General features: G+C 65.1%; 22 protein-coding genes. 14 read left to right on the top strand and 8 right to left on the bottom strand.

From position 1 onward, the window contains the following. Window positions 1-73 precede the first annotated feature (73 nt). A complete protein-coding gene (gene serA, locus RRX38_RS17835) occupies window positions 74-1,303 on the bottom strand; it encodes a phosphoglycerate dehydrogenase (protein ID WP_295478128.1) in 1,230 nt (409 codons plus the stop codon). Window positions 1,304-1,499: 196 nt separating this feature from the next. Between serA and RRX38_RS17840 the strand changes: the two genes are divergently transcribed. The 4 genes from RRX38_RS17840 (at window position 1,500) to RRX38_RS17855 (ending at window position 5,684) form a co-directional block, all read left to right on the top strand. Then, window positions 1,500-2,894 carry an FAD-binding oxidoreductase gene (locus tag RRX38_RS17840; RefSeq protein WP_315960114.1) on the top strand — a complete coding sequence of 465 codons (1,395 nt, stop codon included), beginning with the start codon at window positions 1,500-1,502 and terminating at the stop codon, window positions 2,892-2,894. 25 nt (window positions 2,895-2,919) lie between these two features. Continuing rightward, entirely contained in the window at window positions 2,920-3,585 is a 666-nt protein-coding gene (locus RRX38_RS17845; RefSeq protein ID WP_295478122.1) for a fumarylacetoacetate hydrolase family protein, read from the top strand. A 181-nt stretch (window positions 3,586-3,766) separates the two neighbouring features. After that, window positions 3,767-4,684, top strand: coding sequence for an SdiA-regulated domain-containing protein (locus RRX38_RS17850; protein WP_315960115.1), 918 nt, complete (start codon window positions 3,767-3,769; stop codon window positions 4,682-4,684). A gap of 94 nt (window positions 4,685-4,778) precedes the next feature. Next, entirely contained in the window at window positions 4,779-5,684 is a 906-nt protein-coding gene (locus RRX38_RS17855) for an SdiA-regulated domain-containing protein (RefSeq protein WP_295478116.1), read from the top strand. 180 nt (window positions 5,685-5,864) lie between these two features. On the opposite strand, the gene rpiA is transcribed toward RRX38_RS17855, so the two are convergent. After that, window positions 5,865-6,536, bottom strand: coding sequence for a ribose-5-phosphate isomerase RpiA (rpiA, locus tag RRX38_RS17860; protein ID WP_315960116.1), 672 nt, complete (start codon window positions 6,534-6,536; stop codon window positions 5,865-5,867). 131 nt (window positions 6,537-6,667) lie between these two features. On the opposite strand from rpiA, the gene ilvA reads away from it, so the two are divergent. The 4 genes from ilvA (at window position 6,668) to ptsP (ending at window position 11,603) form a co-directional block, all read left to right on the top strand. Further along, window positions 6,668-8,182 (top strand): threonine ammonia-lyase, biosynthetic, encoded by a 1,515-nt coding sequence (ilvA, locus tag RRX38_RS17865; protein ID WP_315960117.1) that lies wholly within the window; start codon window positions 6,668-6,670, stop codon window positions 8,180-8,182. 58 nt (window positions 8,183-8,240) lie between these two features. Then, entirely contained in the window at window positions 8,241-8,651 is a 411-nt protein-coding gene (locus tag RRX38_RS17870) for a DUF2269 family protein (RefSeq protein ID WP_315960118.1), read from the top strand. 171 nt (window positions 8,652-8,822) lie between these two features. Continuing rightward, on the top strand, window positions 8,823-9,302 hold the full coding sequence (locus RRX38_RS17875) for an RNA pyrophosphohydrolase (protein WP_315960119.1): 480 nt from the start codon (window positions 8,823-8,825) through the stop codon (window positions 9,300-9,302). 21 nt (window positions 9,303-9,323) lie between these two features. Beyond that, window positions 9,324-11,603 carry a phosphoenolpyruvate--protein phosphotransferase gene (gene ptsP, locus RRX38_RS17880; protein ID WP_315960120.1) on the top strand — a complete coding sequence of 760 codons (2,280 nt, stop codon included), beginning with the start codon at window positions 9,324-9,326 and terminating at the stop codon, window positions 11,601-11,603. Between the two features lie 229 nt (window positions 11,604-11,832). Here the strand turns inward: ptsP and RRX38_RS17885 are convergent, their stop codons facing one another. Beyond that, window positions 11,833-12,579, bottom strand: a complete 747-nt coding sequence (locus RRX38_RS17885; protein WP_315960121.1) for an NRDE family protein — start codon at window positions 12,577-12,579, stop codon at window positions 11,833-11,835. Between the two features lie 127 nt (window positions 12,580-12,706). On the opposite strand from RRX38_RS17885, the gene lgt reads away from it, so the two are divergent. Both lgt and RRX38_RS17895 read left to right on the top strand, forming a co-directional pair. Beyond that, window positions 12,707-13,519: a prolipoprotein diacylglyceryl transferase gene (gene lgt, locus RRX38_RS17890; RefSeq protein WP_295471741.1), complete on the top strand. Its 813-nt coding sequence runs from the start codon at window positions 12,707-12,709 to the stop codon at window positions 13,517-13,519. A 50-nt stretch (window positions 13,520-13,569) separates the two neighbouring features. Further along, window positions 13,570-14,541, top strand: coding sequence for a thymidylate synthase (locus RRX38_RS17895; RefSeq protein WP_295471743.1), 972 nt, complete (start codon window positions 13,570-13,572; stop codon window positions 14,539-14,541). Window positions 14,542-14,547: 6 nt separating this feature from the next. On the opposite strand, the gene RRX38_RS17900 is transcribed toward RRX38_RS17895, so the two are convergent. Continuing rightward, a complete protein-coding gene (locus RRX38_RS17900; RefSeq protein ID WP_315960122.1) occupies window positions 14,548-15,960 on the bottom strand; it encodes a PLP-dependent aminotransferase family protein in 1,413 nt (470 codons plus the stop codon). 87 nt (window positions 15,961-16,047) lie between these two features. Here RRX38_RS17900 and RRX38_RS17905 point away from each other — a divergent pair, with 87 nt between their 5' ends. The 3 genes from RRX38_RS17905 to RRX38_RS17915 are packed head-to-tail and all read left to right on the top strand — an operon-like array spanning window position 16,048 to window position 17,554. After that, window positions 16,048-16,494 (top strand): GNAT family N-acetyltransferase, encoded by a 447-nt coding sequence (locus tag RRX38_RS17905; protein WP_315960123.1) that lies wholly within the window; start codon window positions 16,048-16,050, stop codon window positions 16,492-16,494. Then, window positions 16,491-17,105, top strand: a complete 615-nt coding sequence (locus RRX38_RS17910) for an FMN-dependent NADH-azoreductase (protein ID WP_295471750.1) — start codon at window positions 16,491-16,493, stop codon at window positions 17,103-17,105. The genes RRX38_RS17905 and RRX38_RS17910 overlap by 4 nt, the downstream gene beginning before the upstream one ends. Window positions 17,106-17,122: 17 nt before the next feature. Then, window positions 17,123-17,554 (top strand): carboxymuconolactone decarboxylase family protein, encoded by a 432-nt coding sequence (locus RRX38_RS17915; protein ID WP_295471752.1) that lies wholly within the window; start codon window positions 17,123-17,125, stop codon window positions 17,552-17,554. 42 nt (window positions 17,555-17,596) lie between these two features. On the opposite strand, the gene RRX38_RS17920 is transcribed toward RRX38_RS17915, so the two are convergent. The 4 genes from RRX38_RS17920 to cadR form a co-directional block, all read right to left on the bottom strand. Continuing rightward, a complete protein-coding gene (locus RRX38_RS17920) occupies window positions 17,597-18,757 on the bottom strand; it encodes an L-talarate/galactarate dehydratase (protein WP_315960124.1) in 1,161 nt (386 codons plus the stop codon). Window positions 18,758-18,787: 30 nt separating this feature from the next. After that, window positions 18,788-20,077, bottom strand: a complete 1,290-nt coding sequence (locus RRX38_RS17925) for an MFS transporter (RefSeq protein ID WP_315962700.1) — start codon at window positions 20,075-20,077, stop codon at window positions 18,788-18,790. A 260-nt stretch (window positions 20,078-20,337) separates the two neighbouring features. Then, window positions 20,338-21,381 (bottom strand): LacI family DNA-binding transcriptional regulator, encoded by a 1,044-nt coding sequence (locus tag RRX38_RS17930; protein ID WP_315960125.1) that lies wholly within the window; start codon window positions 21,379-21,381, stop codon window positions 20,338-20,340. Between the two features lie 35 nt (window positions 21,382-21,416). Continuing rightward, complete coding sequence (gene cadR / locus RRX38_RS17935; RefSeq protein ID WP_315960126.1) at window positions 21,417-21,863, bottom strand: Cd(II)/Pb(II)-responsive transcriptional regulator; 447 nt, start codon at window positions 21,861-21,863, stop codon at window positions 21,417-21,419. An 84-nt stretch (window positions 21,864-21,947) separates the two neighbouring features. On the opposite strand from cadR, the gene RRX38_RS17940 reads away from it, so the two are divergent. Continuing rightward, on the top strand, window positions 21,948-24,188 hold the full coding sequence (locus tag RRX38_RS17940) for a heavy metal translocating P-type ATPase (protein ID WP_315960127.1): 2,241 nt from the start codon (window positions 21,948-21,950) through the stop codon (window positions 24,186-24,188). Window positions 24,189-24,213: the final 25 nt, after the last annotated feature.

Below are 24,213 nucleotides of genomic sequence, written 5' to 3' on the forward strand. Positions count from 1 at the left end.
AAGCTGTCAGGCCTGAATGGCAGGCATAAGAAAGGAGACCCGAAGGTCTCCTTTTTTCATGGCGCCGGTTGGCTTAGAACAGCACGCGGCAGCGAATGGTGCCTTTGACCTGCTGCAGCTTTTCCTGGGCCAGGTCGGAGTACTCGGCGTCGACGTCGATGACCACGTAGCCGACCTTCTCGTCGGTCTGCAGGAACTGGCCAGAGATGTTGATGCCGTTTTCCGCGAACACCTTGTTGATCTCGCTGAGCACGCCCGGGATGTTTTCGTGGATGTGCAGCAGACGGTGCTTGCCAGGGTGAGCCGGCAGGGCCACTTCAGGGAAGTTGACCGACGACACCGAAGTACCGTTGTCGCTGTACTTGACCAGCTTCTCGGCCACTTCCAGACCGATGTTGGCCTGTGCTTCAGCGGTGGAGCCGCCGATGTGCGGGGTCAGGATCACGTTGTCCAGGCCACGCAGCGGGCTTTCGAAGATGTCGTCGTTGGAACGCGGCTCGACCGGGAACACGTCGATGGCGGCACCGATCAGGTGCTTGTCCTTGATGGCGGCGGCCAGGGCGTCGAGATCGACCACGGTACCGCGCGCGGCGTTGATCAGGATCCCGCCTTTCTTCATGGCGCGGATTTCTTTCTCGCCGATCATCATCTGCGTAGACGGCAGCTCAGGCACGTGCAGCGAGACGATGTCGGCCAGGCCCAGCAGCTCGGTCAGGGAGGTGACCTGAGTGGCATTGCCCAGCGGCAGCTTGGTCAGCGGGTCGAAGAAGAACACCTGCATGCCCAGGCTTTCAGCCAGGACCGACAGCTGAGTACCGATCGAACCGTAGCCGATGATGCCCAGCTTCTTGCCTCGGATCTCGAAGGAGTTGGCCGCGCTCTTGATCCAGCCGCCACGGTGGCAGGAAGCGTTCTTCTCGGGAATGCCGCGCAGCAGCAGAATGGCTTCGGCCAGCACCAGCTCGGCGACCGAACGGGTGTTGGAGTAGGGGGCGTTGAACACCGCGATACCGCGCTCGCGAGCCGCGCCCAGGTCAACCTGGTTGGTGCCGATGCAGAAGCAGCCGACCGCGACCAGCTTCTTGGCGTGCTCGAAGATTTCTTCGGTCAGCTGGGTACGCGAGCGAATACCGATGAAGTGGGCATCGGCGATCTTTTCCTTGAGTTCGGCGTCCGGCAGGGACTTGGTGTGGTACTCGATACTGGTGTAACCAGCGGCCTTGAGCACATCCACTGCGGACTGATGCACACCTTCGAGAAGAAGGAACTTGATCTTGCTCTTGTCGAGGGAAGTCTTGCTCATCTGCGTTAACCTGTATCCCGGAAAAATAGCTGGCAAAAAAAGGCATCGGCCATTTTGCGCGTCGCCGTCAGGGCCTCTGCAGGCGCGTCGCATACTGGCAAGTTGGTGTCGTATGCTAGCATAAACAGCCCTCGAAACCCCATGCCCAAACGTGAGAGGTTCTCAGGTTGTCCATGAATTCATCGAGAGTTACGTGATGACCCAGCAGGCCCTGATCGAAGAACTCACCGCCCTGGTGGCACCTGCCAAGGTACTCACCGACCCCGCCTCCCTGGAAACCTACGGCAAGGACTGGACCAAGCAGTTCATTCCGGCGCCGCTGGCTATCGTTCTGCCCCGTAGCACCGAGCAGGTCCAGGCCATCGTGCATTGGGCCAACCGCCATCGCATCGGCCTGGTGCCGTCGGGCGGGCGTACCGGGCTGTCGGCGGCGGCGGTCGCGAGCAACGGCGAACTGGTGGTGTCCTTCGAGGCCATGAACCAGGTACTGGCGGTCAATACCACGGACCGCACGGTGGTCTGCCAGCCGGGGGTGATTACCCGCCAGTTGCAGGACCTGGCCGCCGACCACGGCCTGTACTATCCCGTGGACTTCGCCTCGTCGGGCTCCAGCCAGATCGGCGGCAACATCGGCACCAACGCCGGCGGCATCAAGGTGATCCGCTACGGCATGACCCGCAACTGGGTGGCCGGGCTCAAGGTGGTCACCGGCAAGGGCGACCTGCTGGAACTCAACAAGGACCTGCTGAAGAACGCCACCGGCTATGACCTGCGCCAGCTGTTCATCGGCGCCGAGGGCACGCTGGGCTTCGTGGTCGAGGCCACCATGCGCCTGGAACGGGCGCCGAAGAACCTCACCGCCATGGTTCTGGGCGCGGTCGACTTCGACTCGATCATGCCGGTGTTGCACGCCTTCCATGGCAAGCTGGACCTCACCGCCTTCGAATTCTTCTCGCATGCCTCCATGGCCAAGGTGCTGGCGCGCGGCGACGTGCCGGCGCCCTTCGATACCCAGTGCCCGTTCTATGCCCTGCTGGAATTCGAGGCCAGCACCGACGAGCTGGCCAACCAGGCCCTGGCGACCTTCGAGCACTGCGTGGAGCAGGGCTGGGTTCTCGACGGCGTGATGAGCCAGAGCGAGCAGCAGCTGCGCAACCTGTGGAAGCTGCGCGAGTACATCTCCGAGACCATCTCGCACTTCACACCGTACAAGAACGACATTTCGGTCACCGTCTCGAAGGTCCCGGCATTCCTCAAGGAAATCGACGCCATCGTGGCGCAGCATTACCCCGATTTCGAAGTGCTCTGGTATGGCCATATCGGCGACGGCAACCTGCACCTGAACATCCTCAAGCCCGAGGCGATGGACAAGCAGGCGTTCTTCGACACCTGCGCGCGGGTCAACACCTGGGTGTTCGAAACCGTGCAGAAGTACAACGGTTCGATTTCTGCCGAACACGGTGTGGGGATGACCAAGCGTGACTATCTGGCGTACAGTCGATCGCCTGCCGAAATCGAGTACATGAAAGCCGTGAAGGCAGCGTTCGACCCCAACGGCATCATGAACCCCGGCAAGATCTTCGCACTGTGACGCGACCAGCCCTCCAGGAGACCCCATGAGCTACCAGCACAAATACGTCGATGGCACGAACATCCATTTCCCTGTCGGCAAAGTGGTCTGCATCGGGCGTAACTACGCCGAACACGCCAAGGAACTGGGCAACCCGGTCCCTACCGAGCCGCTGCTGTTCATCAAACCCGGCAGTTGCGTCGTACCGCTGGAAGACGGCTTCAGCATTCCCACCGATCGCGGCAGCGTGCATTACGAGGCCGAGATCGTGGTACTGCTCGGCAAGCCGCTGAGCAAGAACCCGTCCGAGGAAGAAGTGCTGGACGCCATCAGCGGTTTCGCGCCGGGCCTGGACCTGACCCTGCGCGACGTGCAGTCGCGCTTGCGCGAAAAAGGCCTGCCGTGGGAGCTGGCCAAGAGCTTCGACGGTGCCGCGGTGATCGCGCCGTTCGTCCCGGCGGAAACCTTCCCGGACCTGACCGACATCGGCATTCGCCTGACCCTCAACGGCAAGGTGGTGCAGGACGGCAACAGCAGCCTGATGCTCAACCCCATCCTGCCGATGATCCAGCATATGGCGGCGAATTTCTCGTTGCAGGCCGGTGATCTGATCATGACCGGTACGCCGGCTGGCGTCGGACCTTTCCAGCCCGGTGACCAGATCGTTCTGGAGTTGGCGGGTCAGGAGCGTTACGAGAGTCGCGTGCTCTGAAACGCCCGTTGCCCGAACTAACCGACCGCCCCATGGCCCCGTGCCCTGGGGCGGTCTTTTTTGTGGCGCAGGGGCAATTCGCCGGCCATTGGCATTTTTTTCACAACTGATCCGGATAATTCCCGAGGCCCCACGGATAGGGGCACCGAGCACGTGCTTCCTACCCGATCAGGAGTCTTCGATGGCTATCCCCTACCTGTCTTCACGCTCGTCGCGGCGTCTCAGCCTGCGCTGGTACGTCTGGCTGCTGCCGGTGGTGGTGGCCGCCTGTGCCTTGGCCCACGCGATGCACTGGGACGACCGGGCGCTGCTGTTCGCCAAAGAGGTGATGCAGAGCAAGGCCGAGCGCATGGCCAGCGTCTGGCTACCGGATTACCAGGTGAGCATCGACGCCAAGGTGCTGCCAGGCATGGCCGACGACGAGGCCAGCGACCTGGCCTACAACCCGGCGACCCGCACGCTGTTCGCGGTTATGGGCAAGAACCCCTTTCTGGTCGAGCTGAGCCTCAAGGGTGACGTACTGCGCAAGATTCCCATGGAAGGCTGGAGCAACCCCGAAGGCATCGCGGTGCTGGACAACGGCCTGGTGGCCTTTACCGACGAACGCCAACAGGTGCTCAGCATCGTCAAGGTGGATGCCGCTACCACGCGTCTGCGCCTCAGCGATGCGACCCGCTACGACCTTGGCGCTGCCGAGAAGAAGAACAAGGGATTCGAGGGCATTGCCTGGGACCCCAAGCGCCAGCAACTGCTGATCGGCCAGGAACGCCCGGCGGCGATCTTCACCTGGCAGAGCGACGGCAGTGAATGGCTGACCGGCGACAAGCAGCGTCTGGGCCAGAATGACCTGGAAATGCGCAACCTGTCGGCGCTGGCCGTCGATCCGCGCACCGGTCATATCCTGGCGCTGTCCGCTGACTCGCACATGCTGCTGGAGCTGGACGAGCAGGGCCGGCAGGTCAGCTTCATGACCCTGTTGGGCGGCATGAACGGCTTGAAAGACACCCTGCCGCGTGCCGAAGGCGTGACCATGGACGAGCAGGGCACACTTTATATGGTCAGTGAACCGAACCTGTTCTATGCCTTCAAGAAGAAATAAACGGCACATTGCAGTCATGTGGCCATGAGCTATTAAGCCTGGTTTCAGATTGGCGTGCTATTTATGCAGCCCCTTCCTTGCAAGAGCTGCCGAAATGCGTCGTTCCATCCATCTGAAGCTGTGGGTCCTCATCGTACTGCTGCTGGCAGCCGTGGCGTTCTTTGCCGCTCGCGAATTTCGTCTGGTGGAGCGGGCCGCCTTCAACTGGAAGCTGTTCTGGCAGACCGAGTCGGCTTCGGCCATCGGCCTGGATGATTACCGCGTGGTGGTCGAAGGCAAGGTCATCGAGGGGCTGGAGGACGACGTCTCGGCGCTCAGCTTCGATCCGAGTCGCAAGACCCTGTTCACCGTCACCAACCAGAACAGCGAGTTGGTCGAGCTGAGCCTGGATGGCCGTATTCTGCGGCGCATTCACCTGGAAGGCTTTGGTGACGCCGAGGCCGTGGAATACATCCGCCCCGGCGTATTCGTAATCAGTGACGAACGCCGTCAGCGGCTGATCCAGGTGCAGGTGGGCGACGACACGCGCAGCCTGGATGCCAGCCGCTCCGAGCAGTTGACCCTGGATTTCAATGCGGGCAGCAACAAGGGCTTCGAAGGGCTGGCCTACGATACCCAGGGCCAGCGGCTGTTCGTCGCCAAGGAGCGCGACCCGGTGCAGATCATCGAGGTGCGCGGGTTCCCCAGGCAGGATGCCGGTGCGCCTGGAACACTGGAGGTCGCGTCCAACCGCCAGCGCGATGCCGGGATCTTCGTGCGTGACCTGTCCAGCCTGCAGTTCGACGAACGCAGTGGCCACCTGCTGGCGCTGTCCGACGAGTCGCGACAGATCCTCGAACTGGACGTCGATGGCCGGCCGGTGGGCAGCGGTTCGCTGAAGAAGGGCCAGATGGGCTTGAGCAAGACCGTACCCCAGGCCGAAGGTATCGCCATGGATGACGAAGGCACCCTGTACCTGGTCAGCGAACCGAACCTGTTCTACGTGTTCAAGAAGCCTTGACCAGCGCCCAAGGGTAATGCCGCTCAGCTTGGACGGGCAGGCTTTGGCCGCAATACAGGTCAGGCCGTGGGAGCGGCTTTAGCCACGAAAGCGCCAGGAAATTCACTGCATCTGCTGTGAACATGCGGTTACTTCGCGGCTGAAGCCGCTCCTGCCCGGTCTAACTGACCTGTATCGGGTTTAGCGGGTCAGGCTCTTTACGCCTTCGGCGGTGCCAAGCAGCAGCAGGTCGGCCGGGCGGGCGGCGAACAGGCCGTTGGTGACCACGCCGACGATGGCGTTGATCTGGCTTTCCAGCTCCACCGGGTTGGTGATGCTCATGTTGTGCACGTCGAGGATGATGTTGCCGTTGTCGGTGATCACACCCTCGCGGTACACCGGGTCGCCGCCCAGCTTCACCAGCTCGCGGGCCACATGGCTGCGGGCCATGGGGATGACTTCCACTGGCAGCGGGAAGGCGCCGAGCACCGGCACCAGCTTGCTGGCATCGGCGATGCAGATGAAGGTCTTGGCCACGGCAGCGACGATCTTCTCGCGGGTCAGGGCCGCGCCGCCGCCCTTGATCAGGTTCAGGTGTTCGTCGCTTTCGTCGGCGCCGTCGATGTAGAACTCCAGGTCGCTCACGGTATTGAGTTCATAAACCGGAATGCCATGGCCCTTCAGGCGTGCGGCGGTGGCCTCGGAGCTGGCCACGGCGCCGTCGAAGGCGCCCTTGTGCTGGGCCAGGGCATCGATGAAGCAGTTGGCGGTGGAGCCGGTGCCGACGCCGATGATGCTCTTGTCGTCGATCTTGGGAAGAATGAAATCGACGGCGGCCTGGGCGACGGCCTGTTTGAGTTGATCCTGGTTCATGCGGGCTCCACGGTGCCGATGGTGTGCGAAAGGGCGGCCATTATAGCGATGGCGTGGCGGCAAATGTGGTCGCGCGTCGGTCGCGGCGCTAAACTTTGCCGCCTTGCCCTTTGGTCCGTGATGTCGCCGCGATGCTTGAACAGTACGTCAAGAAGATCCTCACCTCCCGCGTCTATGACGTCGCCATCGAAACCCCGCTGCAGGGTGCCCGTCAGCTGTCCGAGCGGCTGGGCAACCAGGTGCTGCTCAAGCGCGAAGATCTGCAGCCGGTGTTCTCGTTCAAGATCCGCGGCGCCTACAACAAGCTCGCCCAGCTCAGCGCCGCCGAGCTCGCCTGTGGCGTGGTCACCGCCTCGGCCGGCAACCACGCCCAGGGTCTGGCCCTGGCGGCGCGGGAGATGGGCATCCGTGCGGTCATCGTGATGCCCAAGACCACCCCGGAGATCAAGGTCGAGGGCGTGCGCTCACGCGGTGCGCAAGTGGTGCTGCACGGCGACTCCTTCCCCGAGGCCCTGGCCCACTCGCTGCAACTGGTCGAGCAGGACGGCCTGGTGTACATCCACCCCTACGACGACCCCGACACCATCGCCGGGCAAGGCACCGTGGCCATGGAGATCCTGCGCCAGCAGCCGGGCCAGCTGGATGCCATCTTCGTACCGGTCGGCGGCGGCGGGCTGATCGCCGGCATCGCGGCCTACGTGAAGTACCTGCGCCCGGAAATCAAAGTCATCGGCGTCGAGCCGGACGACTCCAACTGCCTGCAGGCCGCCATGGCCGCCGGTGAACGCGTGGCGCTCAGCCAGGTGGGGCTGTTCGCCGACGGCGTGGCCGTGGCGCAGATCGGCCAGCACACCTTCGAGGTGTGCCGCCGTTATGTCGATGAGGTGATCACCGTCAGCAGCGACGAGATCTGCGCGGCGATCAAGGACATCTACGACGACACCCGCTCGATCACCGAGCCGGCCGGCGCCCTGGCGGTGGCCGGGATCAAGAAGTACGTCGAGCAGCGCGGCGTGCAGGGCCAGACCCTGGTGGCCATCGACTCCGGCGCCAACGTCAACTTCGACCGCCTGCGCCACGTGGCCGAGCGCGCCGAGCTGGGCGAAGGCCGCGAGGCGATCATCGCGGTGACCATCCCCGAGCGGCCCGGCAGCTTCAAGGCCTTCTGCGAAGCGGTGGGCAAGCGGCAGATCACCGAGTTCAACTACCGCTACCACACCGACCGCGAGGCGCACATCTTCGTCGGCGTGCAGACCCACCCCGAGCGCGACCCGCGCAGCGCGCTGATCGCCAGCCTCACCGAGCAGGGCTTCCCGGTGGTGGACCTGACCGACAACGAGCTGGCCAAGCTGCACATCCGGCACATGGTCGGCGGCCATTCGGAGCGGGTCAGCGACGAAGTGGTGCTGCGCTTCGAGTTCCCCGAGCGGCCGGGCGCGCTGTTCAACTTCCTCAACAAACTGGGGGGGCGCTGGACCATTTCGATGTTCCACTACCGCAACCACGGGGCTGCCGACGGGCGGGTGGTGGCCGGGCTGGTGGTGCCGGAGGAGGAACGGCATCTGGTCGGCCAGGCGCTCGGCGAGATCGGCTACCCTTATTGGGACGAAACGGATAACCCGGCCTACTGCCTGTTCCTGGGGTGAAGGGGCGCGTAGGTCCGGATGCCCATGAGCGTGGGTCGTACATCGAAGAGGTCGCCCTATGGACACGCTGATCGCTCTGAAAAGCCTGCATGTCACTGCCCTGGTGGCGGTGCTGGGCGGTGCCGCCGGGCTGGCCGCCTGGCAACTGCGCACCCGCCACGCCGGCCAGGAAACCGTGCCGCAACGCCTGTGGCTGCGCCCGTCGCTCTGGGCCTGGCTGGTCATGGCCCTGGGCCTGGCCATACTGCCGTTCAGCGGCTGGTGGCTGGTCCATAAGCTCGGGCTGGCGCTGGGGCAGGGCTGGATCCTCGCCAGCAGCCTGCTTTATACCTTCGGTCTCGTGGCCTGGGCCTGGCTGCTCATGCGCCTGGCCGGTGCGGCCACCGGCCGCTTCACGCGGGTGCTGGCGGTTCTCGCCGGCCTGTGCTTCATCGGTATGGCTGTGTTGCTGGTCGCCCGGCCAGGCTGAGCCTGGCAGTCAACGGTGCCCGGCGAAGACCGGTTAACCCCTGAAAACACTGAAAAAAGCGCCAATCAATACGAGGTTTTCACAAGACTTCAGATAAGGTGCCAAGCCTCGTTGCTGCTTTGAGGGCCTTTGTGGAACAATGCGGCGACATGCGTTTGCGAGGTTGTTGCCGTGATCGACCCCGATGGTTTCCGTCCTAATGTCGGGATTATTCTGACAAACGATGCCGGTCAGGTCCTGTGGGCTCGTCGTATCAACCAGGATGCCTGGCAGTTTCCTCAAGGCGGGATCAACCCCCAGGAAACGCCGGAAGAAGCGCTGTACCGTGAATTGAACGAAGAGGTCGGGCTGGAACGGCACGACGTCGAGATTCTCGCCTGTACCCGTGGTTGGCTGCGCTATCGTCTGCCCCAGCGGCTGGTGCGTACCCACAGCCAGCCACTGTGCATCGGCCAGAAGCAGAAATGGTTTCTCTTGCGCCTGATCTCCAACGAGCAGCGGGTGCGGATGGACCTGACCGGTAAGCCGGAGTTCGATGGCTGGCGTTGGGTCAGCTATTGGTACCCGCTGGGTCAGGTGGTGACATTCAAGCGCGAGGTTTACCGGCGCGCACTCAAAGAGCTTGCCCCGCGCCTGCTGGCGCGTGACTGACACGGAGTTCGACCCCGAGCCATGCTCAATACGCTGCGCAAGATCGTCCAGGAAGTTAACTCCGCCAAGGATCTGAAGGCGGCGTTGGGCATTATTGTGTTGCGTGTGAAGGAGGCCATGGGCAGCCAGGTCTGCTCGGTCTACCTGCTCGACCCGGACACCAATCGCTTCGTGCTGATGGCCTCCGAAGGCCTCAACAAGCGCTCGATCGGCAAGGTCAGCATGGCCCCCAACGAGGGTCTGGTGGGCCTGGTCGGCACCCGTGAAGAACCCCTGAACCTCGAAGACGCCGCCGCGCACCCGCGCTACCGCTACTTCGCCGAAACCGGCGAGGAGCGCTACGCCTCCTTCCTCGGCGCGCCGATCATCCACCACCGTCGGGTCGTCGGCGTCCTGGTCATCCAGCAGAAAGAGCGTCGCCAGTTCGACGAAGGCGAAGAAGCCTTCCTGGTGACCATGAGCGCGCAGCTCGCCGGAGTCATCGCCCATGCCGAGGCCACCGGTTCGATCCGTGGCCTGGGCCGCCAGGGCAAGGGCATCCAGGAAGCCAAGTTCGTCGGCGTGGCCGGTTCGCCCGGCGCGGCGGTGGGTGTGGCGGTGGTGGTGCTGCCGCCAGCCGATCTCGAGGTGGTGCCGGACAAGACCGTTACCGACATCGACGCCGAACTGGCGCTGTTCCAGAACGCCCTGGAAGGGGTGCGCAACGACATGCGCAACCTGTCCACCAAGCTCGCCACGCAACTGCGCCCCGAAGAGCGCGCGCTGTTCGATGTCTACCTGATGATGCTCGACGACGCCGCGCTGGGCAGCGAAGTGACCAACGTCATCAAGACCGGCCAATGGGCCCAGGGCGCGCTGCGCTCGGTGGTCACCGAACACGTCAACCGTTTCGAACTGATGGACGACGCCTACCTGCGCGAGCGCGCCTCGGACGTCAAGGACCTGGGCCGGCGCCTGCTGGCCTACCTGCAGGAGGCCCGCCAGCAGACCCTGGTCTACCCCGACAACACCATTCTGGTCAGTGAAGAGCTGTCCCCGGCCATGCTCGGCGAAGTACCCGAAGGCAAGCTGGTCGGCCTGGTCTCGGTCCAGGGGTCGGGCAACTCCCACGTGGCGATCCTGGCCCGCGCCATGGGCATTCCCACGGTCATGGGCCTGGTCGACTTTCCGTATTCCAAGGTCGATGGCATCGACCTGATCGTCGACGGCCACCATGGTGAGGTCTACACCAACCCCAGCGAGATCCTGCGCAAGCAGTTCTCCGTGGTGGTGGAAGAAGAGCGCCAGCTGTCCCAGGATCTCGATGCCCTGCGCGAACTGCCCTGCGTGACCCTCGACGGCCATCGCATGCCGCTGTGGGTCAACACCGGCCTGCTCGCCGACGTCGCCCGCGCCCAGCAGCGCGGCGCCGAAGGTGTCGGCCTGTACCGCACCGAAGTGCCGTTCATGATCAACCAGCGCTTCCCCAGCGAGAAGGAACAGCTGGCGATCTACCGCGAACAACTGTCGGCTTTCCATCCGCTGCCGGTGACCATGCGCAGCCTGGACATCGGCGGTGACAAGGCGCTGTCCTACTTCCCCATCAAGGAAGAGAACCCCTTCCTGGGTTGGCGCGGCATTCGCGTGACCCTCGACCATCCGGAAATCTTCTTGGTCCAGACCCGCGCCATGCTCAAGGCCAGCGAAGGCCTGAACAACTTGCGCATCCTGCTGCCGATGATCTCCAGCACCCATGAAGTGGAAGAGGCCCTGCACCTGATTCACCGGGCCTGGGGCGAAGTGCGCGATGAGGGTGCCGACGTGCCCATGCCGCCGGTCGGTGTGATGATCGAGGTTCCGGCGGCGGTCTACCAGGCCCGCGACCTGGCGCGCCAGGTCGACTTCCTGTCGGTGGGCTCCAACGACCTGACCCAGTACCTGCTGGCCGTCGACCGCAACAACCCACGGGTTGCCGACCTCTACGACTACCTGCACCCGGCTGTGCTACAGGCCCTGCAGAGCGTGGTGCGCGACGCGCATGCCGAAGGCAAGACCATCAGCATCTGCGGCGAGATGGCCGGCGACCCGGCCGCCGCAGTGCTGTTGATGGCCATGGGCTTCGACAGTCTGTCGATGAACGCCACCAACCTGCCCAAGGTGAAGTGGATGCTGCGCCAGGTGGAGCTGGGCAGGGCCCAGGAGCTGCTGGCGCAACTGATGCAGAACGACAACCCGCAGGTCATCAGCAGTACCTTGCAACTGGCCCTGCGCAACCTCGGCCTGGCGCGCATGCTCAACCCGGGTTCGGTCAAGGGCCACTGAGCCTCGGGCACCTGGCCGTTCCAGGGGGGGGCAGGTGGGAGCGGCTTTAGCCGCGAAGGCGCCAGGAAATTCAGTGCATCTGTTGTGAACATGCGGTCGCTTCGCGGCTGAAGCCGCTCCTACCCTGCCTAACTGACCAGTATTGCGGCTTCAGCCGGTCCTACCGGGGTCACTGCATCTGCTGCGAACACCGGGCCGCCTCGGTTGAACCCCACAGTCTGGGCTGGCGTCAGACCAGCACTTGCACCTCTTCCAGCGCCGCACCCTGCGGCCCGAAACTGCGCTCGATGATCCGCTGGCTGCCGTCCTGGTTGACGATCAGCACGGTGCTGGCGCGGGTGCCGTAGTTCGGGCTGGCGATGAAGATGCTCGACAGCAGGGTTTCGGTCTGCACACCGACCCCGGTGTCTGGCAGCTCGGCGAGCGGTGCCGGCTGGCGGTCTTCCAGCAGGGCCAGCAAGGCTTCGGGCCGTGGGTCGTCCAGGCCGGCGTGCAGGGCTGCACGTGCCTTGCGCAGCTTGGGCCAGGGCGTGTCCAGGCGGGCATTCGACAGCCCATGGACGCCGGCGCCGAGACGCTCGGGTTGTGCGGCGCGGGAATTCAGGTAGTACAGCTCTTCGCGAGTGCCGGCCAGCAGGTTGAAACCGCTGTAGGCCCCGGCCCGGTCGGCAACTTCGGCCAGGTAGTCGGCGGGCGCCTGGTTGCCGGCCAGAAAACCGGCGACCAGTTCACCCCGCGAACGCAGGCCCTGGGGCTGGCCGGGGTCGCGGATGTTGGTCAGCGCGGCGAAGCGTCCGGCGGCCGAGATGCCCAGCCAGGTGCCGCCGGCCTCCAGGTCGCGGCCGGCATACACGCCCGGCGCATCGGGCCAGGCCGCCAATGGGCTGGCAGGGCGGGCGTAGAATTCGTCCCGGTTGGCCGCCACGATCAGCGGTTGCGGGTGACCGGGGCGCCAGGCGAACACGATCAGGCACATGTACGGCTCCTTGTGAAACATGAACTTTGCTTATCTCCGGTCGGCGGCGTCTAGAGCCACGCGCCGGGCTCCGGTACTATGCCCGCCTGATCCAGTTGCCCCACGGGCATCTCATTGAGGAGTCGCAATGCTGCCTTACCCGCAGATTGACCCGGTAGCGGTTTCGCTTGGCCCGCTGAAAATTCACTGGTACGGCCTGATGTACCTGGTCGGTATCGGCGGTGCCTGGTGGCTGGCCACGCGCAGGATGCAGGGCTTCGACCCGACCTGGACCAAAGAGAAAATCTCCGACCTGGTGTTCTGGCTGGCCATGGGCGTGATCGTCGGCGGGCGGCTCGGCTATGTGCTGTTCTACGACCTGTCGGCCTACATTGCCAACCCGCTGCTGATCTTCGAGGTGTGGAAGGGCGGCATGTCCTTCCACGGAGGTTTCATCGGCGTAATGCTGGCGGCCTGGTGGTTCGGCAAGCGCAACGGCAAGAGCTTCTTCCAGCTGATGGACTTCGTCGCGCCGCTGGTGCCCATCGGCCTGGGCGCCGGGCGCATTGGCAACTTCATCAACGCCGAGCTGTGGGGCAAGCCGACCGACGTGCCGTGGGCCATGGTCTTCCCGCCGTTTAGCGACCCGGCACAGCTGGCACGGCACCCGTCGCAGCTGTACCAGTTCGCCTTGGAAGGCGTCGCGCTGTTCATCATCCTCAACCTGTACATCCGCAAGCCGCGCCCGACCATGGCGGTGTCCGGCATGTTCGCCATGTTCTACGGCATCTTCCGTTTCATCGTCGAATTCGTTCGGGTGCCGGATGCACAGCTGGGCTACCTGGCCTGGGGCTGGGTCACCATGGGGCAGATTCTCAGCCTGCCGATGATCTTCGCCGGCGCCTTCATGATCTGGCTGGCCTACAAGCGTGACCCGGCCGCCTCCAGGGCTGCCGTCTAATACTGAAACGCCGGGCTGCAGCCCGGCGTGTTCATTCAAGCAGGTAATTTATGAAGCAATATCTGGAACTCGTCGCCCATGTGATCAAGCACGGGACCTTGCAGGCCAACCGCACCGGCATCAACACCATCAGCTTCCCCGGTGCCATGCTGCGTTTCGACCTGCAGGAGGGCTTCCCGGCCATCACCACCCGGCGCCTGGCCTTCAAGGCCGCCATCGGCGAGATGGTCGGCTTCCTGCGCGGGGTGAACAATGCGGCCGAATTCCGCGCCCTGGGCTGCAAGGTCTGGGACCAGAACGCCAACGAGAACGCCCAGTGGCTGAACAACCCGTTCCGCCAGGGCGAAGACGATCTGGGCGAGATCTACGGCGTGCAGTGGCGCAAATGGCCGGCCTACAAGCGCATTCCGGCCAGCAACACGGCGGCCATCGAGCAGACCCTGGCCCAGGGCTACCGGCAGATCGCCGAGGCCGAGGAAGACGGCCAGGCCTTCGTGGTGCTGTACAAGGCCATCGACCAGATCCGCCAGTGCGTGGACACCATCATCAATGACCCCGGCAGCCGGCGCATTCTGTTCCACGGCTGGAACTGCGCGCAGCTCGATGAAATGGCCCTGCCGCCGTGCCACCTGCTGTACCAGCTGCACCCCAACCCGCAGACCCGGGAAATCTCCCTGACCCTGTACATCCGCTCCAACGACCTGGGGCTGGGCACGCCGTTCAACCTGGCCGAGGGCGCCGCGCTGCTCAGCCTGATCGGCCGCCTGACCGGCTACACGCCGCGCTGGTTCACCTACTTCATCGGCGATGCGCATGTGTACGAGAACCACCTGGACATGCTCAACGAGCAGCTCAGCCGCGAGCCGTTCCCGCTGCCGAAGCTAGTGATCGCCGACCGCGTGCCGGAGTTCGCCAAGACCGGTATCTACCAGCCGCAATGGCTGGAGCAGGTCGAGCCTTCGGACTTCAGCCTGGAAGGCTACCAGCACCACGCTCCGCTGACCGCGCCGATGGCGGTCTGACCAGCGTCAACCGGCCCTGCGCAGCAGCGGGGCCAGGCGCCGAGCCAGGTCGTTGGCCTGCTCGGCACTGGCCACGTTGGTGAAGCCCATCAACAGCCCCTGCCGACGCACCTCGCCCAGATACCACCCCGACAATCCCTGCACGGCCAGGCCCGCCCGCCGAGCCTCGGCAGCCACCGGCCCATCATCCTGATTGCTCAGAAGCGCCAGCAGGTGCATGCCCCCGGCCTGTTCATCGAGCTGCAGATGCGCGCCGCCCTGCGCTTGCAGGGCGTCGAGCAGCCACTGCCGGCGTCGCGCATAGAGCTGGCGCATGCGGTTCAGGTGGCGGGCGAAATGCCCTTCACCCATGAAGGTGGCGACCGTGGCCTGATGCAGCAGCGGGCAATGGTTGTGCAGACGATCGGCCTGGCGGGCGAAGGCATCCACCAGCGGTGCGGGAACCACCAGGTAGGCCAGGCGCAGCCCCGGAAACAGCACCTTGCTGAACGTGCCGGTGTACAGCACGCGTTCCTGCTGGTCGAGGCTCTTCAGGGCCGGAAGCGGCTTGCCGCGGTAGCGGTACTCGCTGTCGTAGTCGTCTTCGATGATCCAGCTGCCCTGGCGCCCGGCCCAGCCCAGCAGGGCCAGGCGCCGCGGCAGGCTCAGCGAGACCCCCAGTGGGCTCTGGTGGGTGGGGGTGACCACCGCGAAGCGCGCCTGCGGCGCCAGGGCTACGCCACACGCCACGTCCAGGCCCTCGGCGTCGACAGGCACCGGCACCAGTTGCGCACCGGCCTCCAGCAGCACCTGGCGGGCCATGAAGTAGCCGGGGTCTTCGAGCCAGCAGGCATCGCCGGGCTGCATCAGGGTATGGCGGATCAGGTCCAGGCAGGCCCGATAGCCGGCGCAGACGAACACTTGGTCGGGCTGGCAATGAATACCCCTGGAAATGCCCAGGTAGGTCGCAATGGCGGTGCGCAGAGGCGCATGACCCTGCGGTGACGGGTAGACCAGCCCCTCCAGGCCACTGTGCCGTAGCTGGCGCGCGGCCAGGCGGTTCCACAGTTTGCGCGGGAAGGCATCCAGTGCCGGCAGGCCCATCTGCAAGGGCATGGGCAGCGTGCCGCTGTGCGCCGGCTGGTAGCTCGGGGCAGCATCCGGCACCGGCTGTGCCTGGCGCGCCTGGGCCGTGAGCTGCGGGCTGACCACCGTACCGGCTGCGCCCCGAGGGCTCAGGTAACCCTCGCCGATCAGCAACTGGTAGGCCGCCTCGACGGTGCCGCGTGCCAGGTTCAGTTCGGCCGCCAGGGCGCGCACCGCCGGTACCCGCTCGCCCGGTTGCAGGCGGCCATTGGCAATGGCTTCGCGAAAGCGTTGGTAGAGCTGCCGGTAGATCGGCAGCGCCTGGCTGCGGTCCGGGTCGAAGGATAACGACATGGCCTACTCGTTTGTGCATTTTTTGGCCCTGTAGCTTAAGTCATTGGCGGCCTAGAGTGGCTCATCCTTTTCTGGAGCCCCTCCGTCATGTCATGCACCTTCGAACACCTTGAAACGCCCCAGGCGCTGGCCGACAGCCTGGCGCTGATGCGCGTGCTGCGCCCGCACCTGGGCGATCCACAGCGCTATGTGACCCAGCTGCAACGCCAGATGCGTCAGGGCTACCGCCTGCTGGGCGCGTTCGAGCAAGGCCAGCTGGTCGGCCTGGCCGGCTACCGCGAGACAGAGAATCTGTTGTACGGGCGCTTCGTTTATGTCGACGACCTAGTGATCGAACCCGGCCTGCAGCGCGGCGGCCTGGGCGGGCGGCTGCTCGATGCGGTGCGCGAATGGGCCAGGCAGGGCGGGTGTGCCCACTTCGTGCTGGACACCGGCCTGCACATGCCCTTGGCCCAGCGTTTCTACTTCCGTCAGGGCCTGCTGGCGCGTGGCATGCACTTCAGCCAGCGCCTGCAAGAAGAGGGCGCGGCATGAACCGGATTCTGCTACTCAACGCCAGCCCCCTGGGCGAAGCCGCGCAGGGCCAGCGCCTGGCTCGTGAACTGTTGGCGGCCCTGGGTCGCCAGCATCCGCAGCTCACCCTGGTGGAGCGCGACCTCGGGCTGCAACACCTGCCGCCGCTGCCGGCCAACTACGCGTACGCCGTCAGCAGCGCCGCGCCGCTCCACGACCCGGCCTTCGAGGTGTCCGAGGCGCTGATCGGTGAACTGGAGCAGTGCGACGCGCTGTTCATCACCACGCCCATGCACAACTTCGCCGTGCCGGCAGCGCTCAAGCTGTGGATCGACTACGTGCTGCGCATCCACCGCACGTTCGCCCCGGCGCCCGATGGCAGTAAGCACGGCCTGTTGGGCGACCGGCCGGTCTATGTGCTGGTCAGCTCCGGCGGCTTTCACCAAGGCGAACGCGCCCGGCAGCCGGATTTCCTGACCTCGTACCTGCGCCACGTGCTCAACACCCTGGGCCTGTTCGACCTGCATTTCACCTATCTGCAAGGCCTGGCGCACGGCGAGGCGGCCATGGACAACGCGTTGTCCGCCGCCCGTGCGCGCCTGGCGCTCGAACCACTGTTCCGTTCCCTCTGACCTACCGGAGATTCATCATGAGCCAACTCAGACTGCCGTTTTCCACCCTGTCCCCGGCTGCCTACCAGGGCCTGCTGGCCACCAACAAGGCGCTGCTCGAAGGCCCGCTGGGTGGCGTGCTGGTGGAGCTGGTGTTTCTGCGCGTGTCGCAGATCAACGGCTGTGCCTTCTGCCTGGGCAAGCACGCCAAGGCCCTGCGCGAAAGCGGGGTCGCGCAGGAAAAGCTCGACTGCCTGGCCGGCTGGCGCCTCAGCGAGCGCTTCGATGAGCGCGAACGCGCGGCCCTGGCCTGGGCGGAGTGCCTGACGTACGTGGCCGACAAGGGCGCGCCCGACGAATGCTACGAGCCGTTGAAGGCGCACTTCTCGGACGCGCAGATCAGCGACCTGACCATGGCCGTGTCGCTGATGAACGCCTTCAACCGCCTAGCGGTGGGCATGAAGCTGTAAGCGCCGGTCGGACCGCTCGCCCCTGCAGCCGGTCCGGGCCGTTCAGGGGCGCTGGCCGATTTCCACGCTCTGTGCCGTCCAGCCGGCCACCCGCTCGCTCAGCGACAGGCCCAGGCCGGGGCGGGTAGGCACCAGCATGCGCCCATCACGGGTTTCCAGGCGTTCGTTGAACAGCGGTTCCAGCCATTCGAAGTGTTCCACCCACGGCTCGGTGGGGTAGGTGGCGGCCAGGTGCACGTGCAGCTCCATGGCGAAATGCGGCGCCATCATCAGCCCGGCCTGCTCGGCCATGCCGGCAACCTTGAGGAACGGCGTGATACCGCCGACCCGTGGCGCATCGGGCATCAGGTAGTCGGCGCCGCGCAGCTTGATGAACTCGGCGTGCTCGGCGACGCTGGTGAGCATCTCGCCGGTGGCGATCGGCGTGTCGAACTGGCGGGCCAGTTCGGCATGGCCCTCGGCGTCATAGCAGTCCAGCGGTTCTTCGATCCACACCAGGTTATGCGCTTCGAACTGCCGGCACATGCGCTGCGCGGTGGGGCGGTCCCACTGCTGGTTGGCGTCGACCATCAACGGAAAGTTATCCCCAAGGTGCTGGCGCACCGTGCTGACCCGATGGATATCCACAGCGCAGTCCGGCTGGCCGACCTTGAGCTTGATGCCGCCGATGCCCTTTTCCCGCGACAGATCGGTGTTCTTCAGCAGTTGCTCCAGCGGCGTGTGCAGGAAGCCTCCGGAGGTGTTGTAGCAGCGTACCGAATCGCGCTGCGCGCCGAGCAGCCGCGCCAGTGACAGGTTGGCGCGCTTGGCCTTGAGGTCCCACAGGGCAACGTCGAAGGCGCCGATGGCCTGGGTCGACAGGCCGCTGCGGCCCACCGAGGCACCGGCCCAGCAGAGTTTTGTCCACAGCCTGGCGATGTCGCTGGGGTTCTCGCCGATCAGCGCCGGGGCGATTTCCTGGGCGTGGGCGAACTGGCCGGGGCCGCCGGCACGCTTGGAATAGCTGAAGCCCAGGCCGCTGTGGCCGTCGCGGGTCTGCACCTCGACGAACAGCATGGCGATTTCGGTCATGGGTTTCTGCCGCCCGGTGAGCACCTTGGCGTCACTGATCGGGTTGGCCAGCGGCAGGAACACCGAGGACACCTTGATCCAGGCGATCTGGTCGTGGTCGGCGGACGGGCGGTCTTGTGCTTGTGTGCTCATGTCACTCTCCTAGAGGGTGTGGATGACTTTTCAGGATTTGGCGGGGGCCGGTTCGGCGGCCGGGGCGTCATGCAGGGCTTCATCAAGTTCCATGCGCTTGAGCGGGCCGACGATGAACAGGTAGGCGAAGGCACCCAGCAGGCCCATGGCGGCGACATACACCAGCGCCATGTCGAACGAGCCCTTGCCGACCAGCAGGCCGATGGCGATGGGGGTGACGATGCTGGCGATGTTGCCGCAGAAGTTGAACATCGCGCCGCTGATGCCCATGGCCTGCTTGGGCGAGACGTCGCCGACGATGCACCAGCCCAGGTTGCCGACGCCTTTGGCGAAGAAGGCGATGGACATCACCAGAATCACCAGGGACACCGACTGGGTGTAGTTGGCGACCACGATGCTGCTCGATAGCAGCAGGCCGCAGATGATCGGGGTCTTGCGTGCCGCCGTGAGGCTGAAGCCCTTCTTGAGCATCCAGTCCGACCACAGGCCGCCGACCATGCCGCCGACGAAACCGGCCAGCGGCGGGATGGCGGCCACCAGGCCGACCTTGAGCATGGTCATGCCCTTGGCTTCGACCAGGTAAGTGGGGAACCAGGTGAGGAAGAACCAGGTGATCGAGGTCAGGCAGAACTGCCCCAGGTACACGCCGAGCATCATGCGGTTGGCGCCGATGGCCCGGGCGCGCTGCCAGCTGAACGGGGTCTTGGTATCGCCGATGTTCGGCATGCCGCCACCGCTTTCGATGTATTCGATTTCCGCCGGGTTGACCCGCTTGTCCTTGCGCGGCTCGTGGACCATGCGAAACCACAGCAGGCCGACCAGGATGCCGGCCGCACCGGTCCAGAAGAACACGTGCTGCCAGCCGAAGGCATTGAGCAGCAGCACCATCAGCGGCGTGAAGGCGGCCAGGGCGAAATACTGCGCCGACTGGAAGATCGCCGTGGCCAGGCCGCGTTCGTGGCGCGGGAACCACATCACCGTCAGCCGGTTGTTGGCCGGGAAGGCCGGCGACTCGGCCACGCCCATCAGAAAGCGCAGCACGAACAGCGCCAGGAACGCCGAGCTGAACAGGTCGACGTAGCCCTGCAGGAAGGTCAGGGTCGACCACAGGATCAGGCTGACGCCCAGCACCAGGCGCGAGCCGTAGCGGTCGAGCACGATACCGCCGGGAATCTGCATGCTGGTGTAGGCCCAGCCGAACGCGGAAAAGGCGATGCCCATGGTCACCGCATCGAAGCCCAGGTCGCTGCGCATCGCCGGGGCGGCGATGGACAGGGTGGCGCGGTCGACGTAGTTGAACACGGTGACGATGAAGATCATCGCCAGGATGAGGTAGCGGACGTTGGTCCTGGCTACCGAGGGGTTGGTCTGGCTCACTGTTGTTGTCTTCCTTATGAGTGATCGGTGTCGGGCAACGTGAGCGAAGTGCCCGGCAGCCCGTCCGGGCGAGAAATGATTGCGCAATCATTTCTCGCCCAAAAAAATCAGGCTGGCGGATTACGGCCAAGGCCTGATGAGCTGGATCATACAATGATTGCGCAATCATTCAAGCGCTGAGCTACGTACGGCAGGGGGCGGGGTCAGGTGGTCTGACGGTCGATCAGGGTAAATCCGCTGTCGATGCGCAGGGGTTCGACGCTGTTGTCGGCATGATCGAAGCGCTCCAGTAGCGCTTCGGCGACCTGCAGGCCAATCGCCTGGCCGTTGACGCTGACCGTGGACAGCGCCGGGTAGACCTGGGCGGCGCTGCTCAAGTCGCCAAACCCCATCACCGCCAGATCCTCGGGCACTCGCAGGCCACGGCTGGCGGCTTCGGCCAGCACGCCTTGGGCGATGGTGTCGGAGCTGCACACCACCACCTCGGGTCTGTCGTGCTGCTCCAGCAGTGCCTGCAAGCCGTCTCGCCCGGTCTTGAGAGTGGCCGGTGGGGTCATCACCTGCAGCGGCACCTGGTCGATGCCATGTCGACCCAGCTCGGCGATCAGGCTGTTGCAGCGTCGCAAACCGCGAGGGTCGCCCAGGCTGACGATGGAGAAGCGCCGATAGCCCTTGCCCAGCAGGTGCCGGGCAATGGCTTCGCCGACTTTCTCGTGGGAGAACCCCACCAGCATGTCCAGCGGGTCGTCGGAAAGGTCCCAGGCCTCGACCACCGGAATGCCGGACTGGGCCAGGCGCAGCCGGCTGGACTCGGTGTGCAGCGTGCCGGTCAGCACGATACCGTCGGGGCGGCGGCCGAGGATGGCCTCCAGCAGCTTTTCTTCCTGTTCGGCGGAATAGCCCGTCAATCCCAGCAGGGTCTGGTAACCGGCCTGGGTCAGGCGGTCCATCAGCGCCTGCACGGTGTCGGCGAAGATCGAGTTGGCGATGGTGGGCAGGAAGATCGCCACCAGTCGGCTGCGATTGCTGGCCAGGCTGCCGGCCAGCATGTTGGACACGTAGCCGGTCTGGCGTACGGCTTCGATGACTTTCTGCCGGGTCTTCTCGCTGACCACTTCCGGTCGACTCAAGGCCCGCGACACGGTGATCGGCGACACCCCTGCCACCTTGGCGACATCGATCAGGGTCGGCTGGGTCGGCTTGTGGCCCGACTGCGACAGGGCGGCCTTGGCAGGTTTCTTCGGCATGGGAGTTCCGGGTTACGCGGCGGGCCGCCAATGTATCAATGCCCGTGGCTTCTGCCTACATGGGAGGGTTCGCCTTCCGGGGTCGCCACTGCGCCGGTCACTTCCAGGCGCTCAAGGATCGCGCAGTGGCTCGGGTCGGCGTCGTTGCAACGCTGGCGCAGCTCACGCAGTTGCTGTTGCAGGGCCTGCAGGCTGGCGACTCGCGCATCGACATGGGCGATGTGTTCTTCGATCAGCGCGTTGACGCTTTCGCACTGGTCCTGGGGGCTGTCACGCAGGCTGAGCAGGCGACGGATTTCGTCCAGGGTCATGTCCAGGCTGCGGCAGTTGCGGATGAAGGTCAGGCGTTCGACATGCGCCTGGGTATAGAAGCGGTAGTTGCCTTCGGTGCGCGACGGCGCAGGCAGCAGACCCTCGCGTTCGTAGTAGCGCACGGTTTCGACCTGGGTATCGGTCAGTCTGGCCAGTTCACCAATCTTCATGGCAGTGATTTCCGAGAGGGTGCTTGACCCTATAGTGGCTACAGGGTGTTCACTTGGCAACATCACGACTCGGAGGCTCGACAGATGGGGCAGATCACCCGGCTCACGCCTGTGCAGGACGCACATTCACACGCTCACCCGGCCGCTTCTGGCCACGCGCATGGCCATGGCGGCTGCTGCTCGGCAGGTGCTGCGCCATCGGAGGTGGTTTTTGACCAGGCTGCTTCTGCCGAGGCACGCCTGAGCCAGTTCCGCATCGAAGCCATGGACTGTCCCACCGAGCAAACCCTGATCCAGGACAAGCTCGGCAAGTTGGCCGGTGTGCAAAAGCTGGAGTTCAACCTGATCCAGCGCCGCCTCGGGGTCTGGCACGTGCTGCCCGACACCGCTGCGATTCGTGATGCCATCGGTGCCTTGGGCATGGACGCTCAACCTCTGGACGCCGGTGCCACGCCCGAACCGGCAGCGACGGCGAAGAAGAGTGGCTGGAAGCTGCTGACCCTCTCTGGCCTGACCGCCCTGGGGGCCGAGCTGGTGCATTTCAGCGCCGGTCCCGAGTGGCTGGTGGCGGCGTTGGCGCTGCTGTCGATCCTCAGTTGTGGCCTGGGCACCTACAAGAAGGGCTGGATCGCCCTGCGCAACCGCAACCTGAACATCAACGCGCTGATGAGCATCGCCGTGACCGGCGCGGTGCTGATCGGCCAGTGGCCGGAAGCGGCGATGGTGATGTTCCTGTTCACCGTCGCGGAATTGATCGAAGCCCGGTCCCTGGACCGCGCGCGCAACGCCATCGGTGGGCTGATGCAACTCACCCCTGACCGCGCCACCATACGCCAGGCTGATGGCAGCTGGCTGGAGGTCGAGGCCGAGGCCGTCGAGCCCGGTGCAGTCGTTCGGGTCAGGCCCGGCGAGCGTATTGCCCTGGATGGCGAAGTGCTGAGCGGGCAGTCAACGGTCGACCAGGCGCCGATCACCGGCGAGAGCCTGCCGGTGGAGAAGGGCGTGGGCGACAAGCTGTTCGCTGGCACCATCAACCAGGCCGGTGCCCTGGAGTTCCGCGTCACCGCCGCGGCCAACCAGTCGACCCTGGCGCGCATCATCCATGCCGTCGAAGAGGCCCAGGGCGCTCGCGCACCGACCCAGCGCTTCGTCGACCGCTTCTCGCGCATCTACACCCCGGCGGTGTTCGCCATTGCCCTGGCCGTGGCCGTGGTGGCGCCGCTGTTCTTCGACGGGGCCTGGTTCGACTGGATCTACCGTGCCCTGGTGCTGCTGGTCGTGGCCTGCCCTTGCGCCCTGGTGATTTCCACCCCGGTGACCATCGTCAGTGGCCTGGCGGCGGCAGCGCGCAAGGGCATCTTGGTCAAGGGCGGTGTGTACCTGGAAATGGGCCGCCAGCTCGACTACCTAGCCTTGGACAAGACCGGCACCCTGACCCACGGCAAGCCGGTGCAGACTGACTGCGTGGTGCTGCAGGAACGCCCCGAAGGCGTCGCGGCCCTGGCTGTCAGCCTGGCGGCACGTTCCGATCACCCGGTGTCACTGGCCATCGCCCAGGCCGCCGAGCCCGGCCTGGCCCGCCATGAGGTCAAGGACTTCGAGGCCCTGGGCGGGCGGGGTGTGGCTGGCCGCATCGATGGCCGCCGCTATCATCTGGGTAACCACCGCCTAGTCGAGGAACTGGGGCTGTGCTCGCCAGCGCTGGAGGCCCGGCTCGACGCGCTGGAATCGCAGGGCAAGACCGTGGTCCTGCTGCTCGATGAAAGCGGCCCGCTGGCACTGTTCGCGGTGGCCGATACGGTGAAGGACAGCAGCCGCGAAGCGGTCGCCCAGTTGCATGAGCTGGGCATCAAGACCCTGATGCTGACCGGTGACAACCCGCACACCGCCAGGGCGATTGCCGATCAGGTGGGCATCGATGAAGCGCAGGGCAACCTGCTGCCAGCCGACAAGCTGCAGGCCATCGAAGCGCTGTACGGACGCCAGCATCGCGTCGGTATGGTCGGTGACGGCATCAATGACGCCCCGGCGCTGGCCCGAGCGGAGATCGGGTTCGCCATGGCGGCGGCGGGCACCGATACCGCGATCGAGACCGCCGACGTGGCGCTGATGGACGACGACCTGCGCAAGATTCCGGCGTTCATCCGCCTGTCTCGGCAGACCGCTGCGGTTTTGCGGCAGAACATCGCCCTGGCGCTGCTCACCAAGCTGCTGTTCCTCGGCATTACCTTCGCCGGCATGGCGACCATGTGGATGGCGGTGTTCGCCGACATGGGGGTTAGCCTGCTGGTGGTGTTCAACGGCCTGCGCCTGCTGCGGGCCTGAGCGGACAACCGGGTAGGGCCGGCCG

Source organism: Pseudomonas sp. DTU_2021_1001937_2_SI_NGA_ILE_001, assembly GCF_032463525.1.
Lineage (GTDB): Bacteria > Pseudomonadota > Gammaproteobacteria > Pseudomonadales > Pseudomonadaceae > Aquipseudomonas.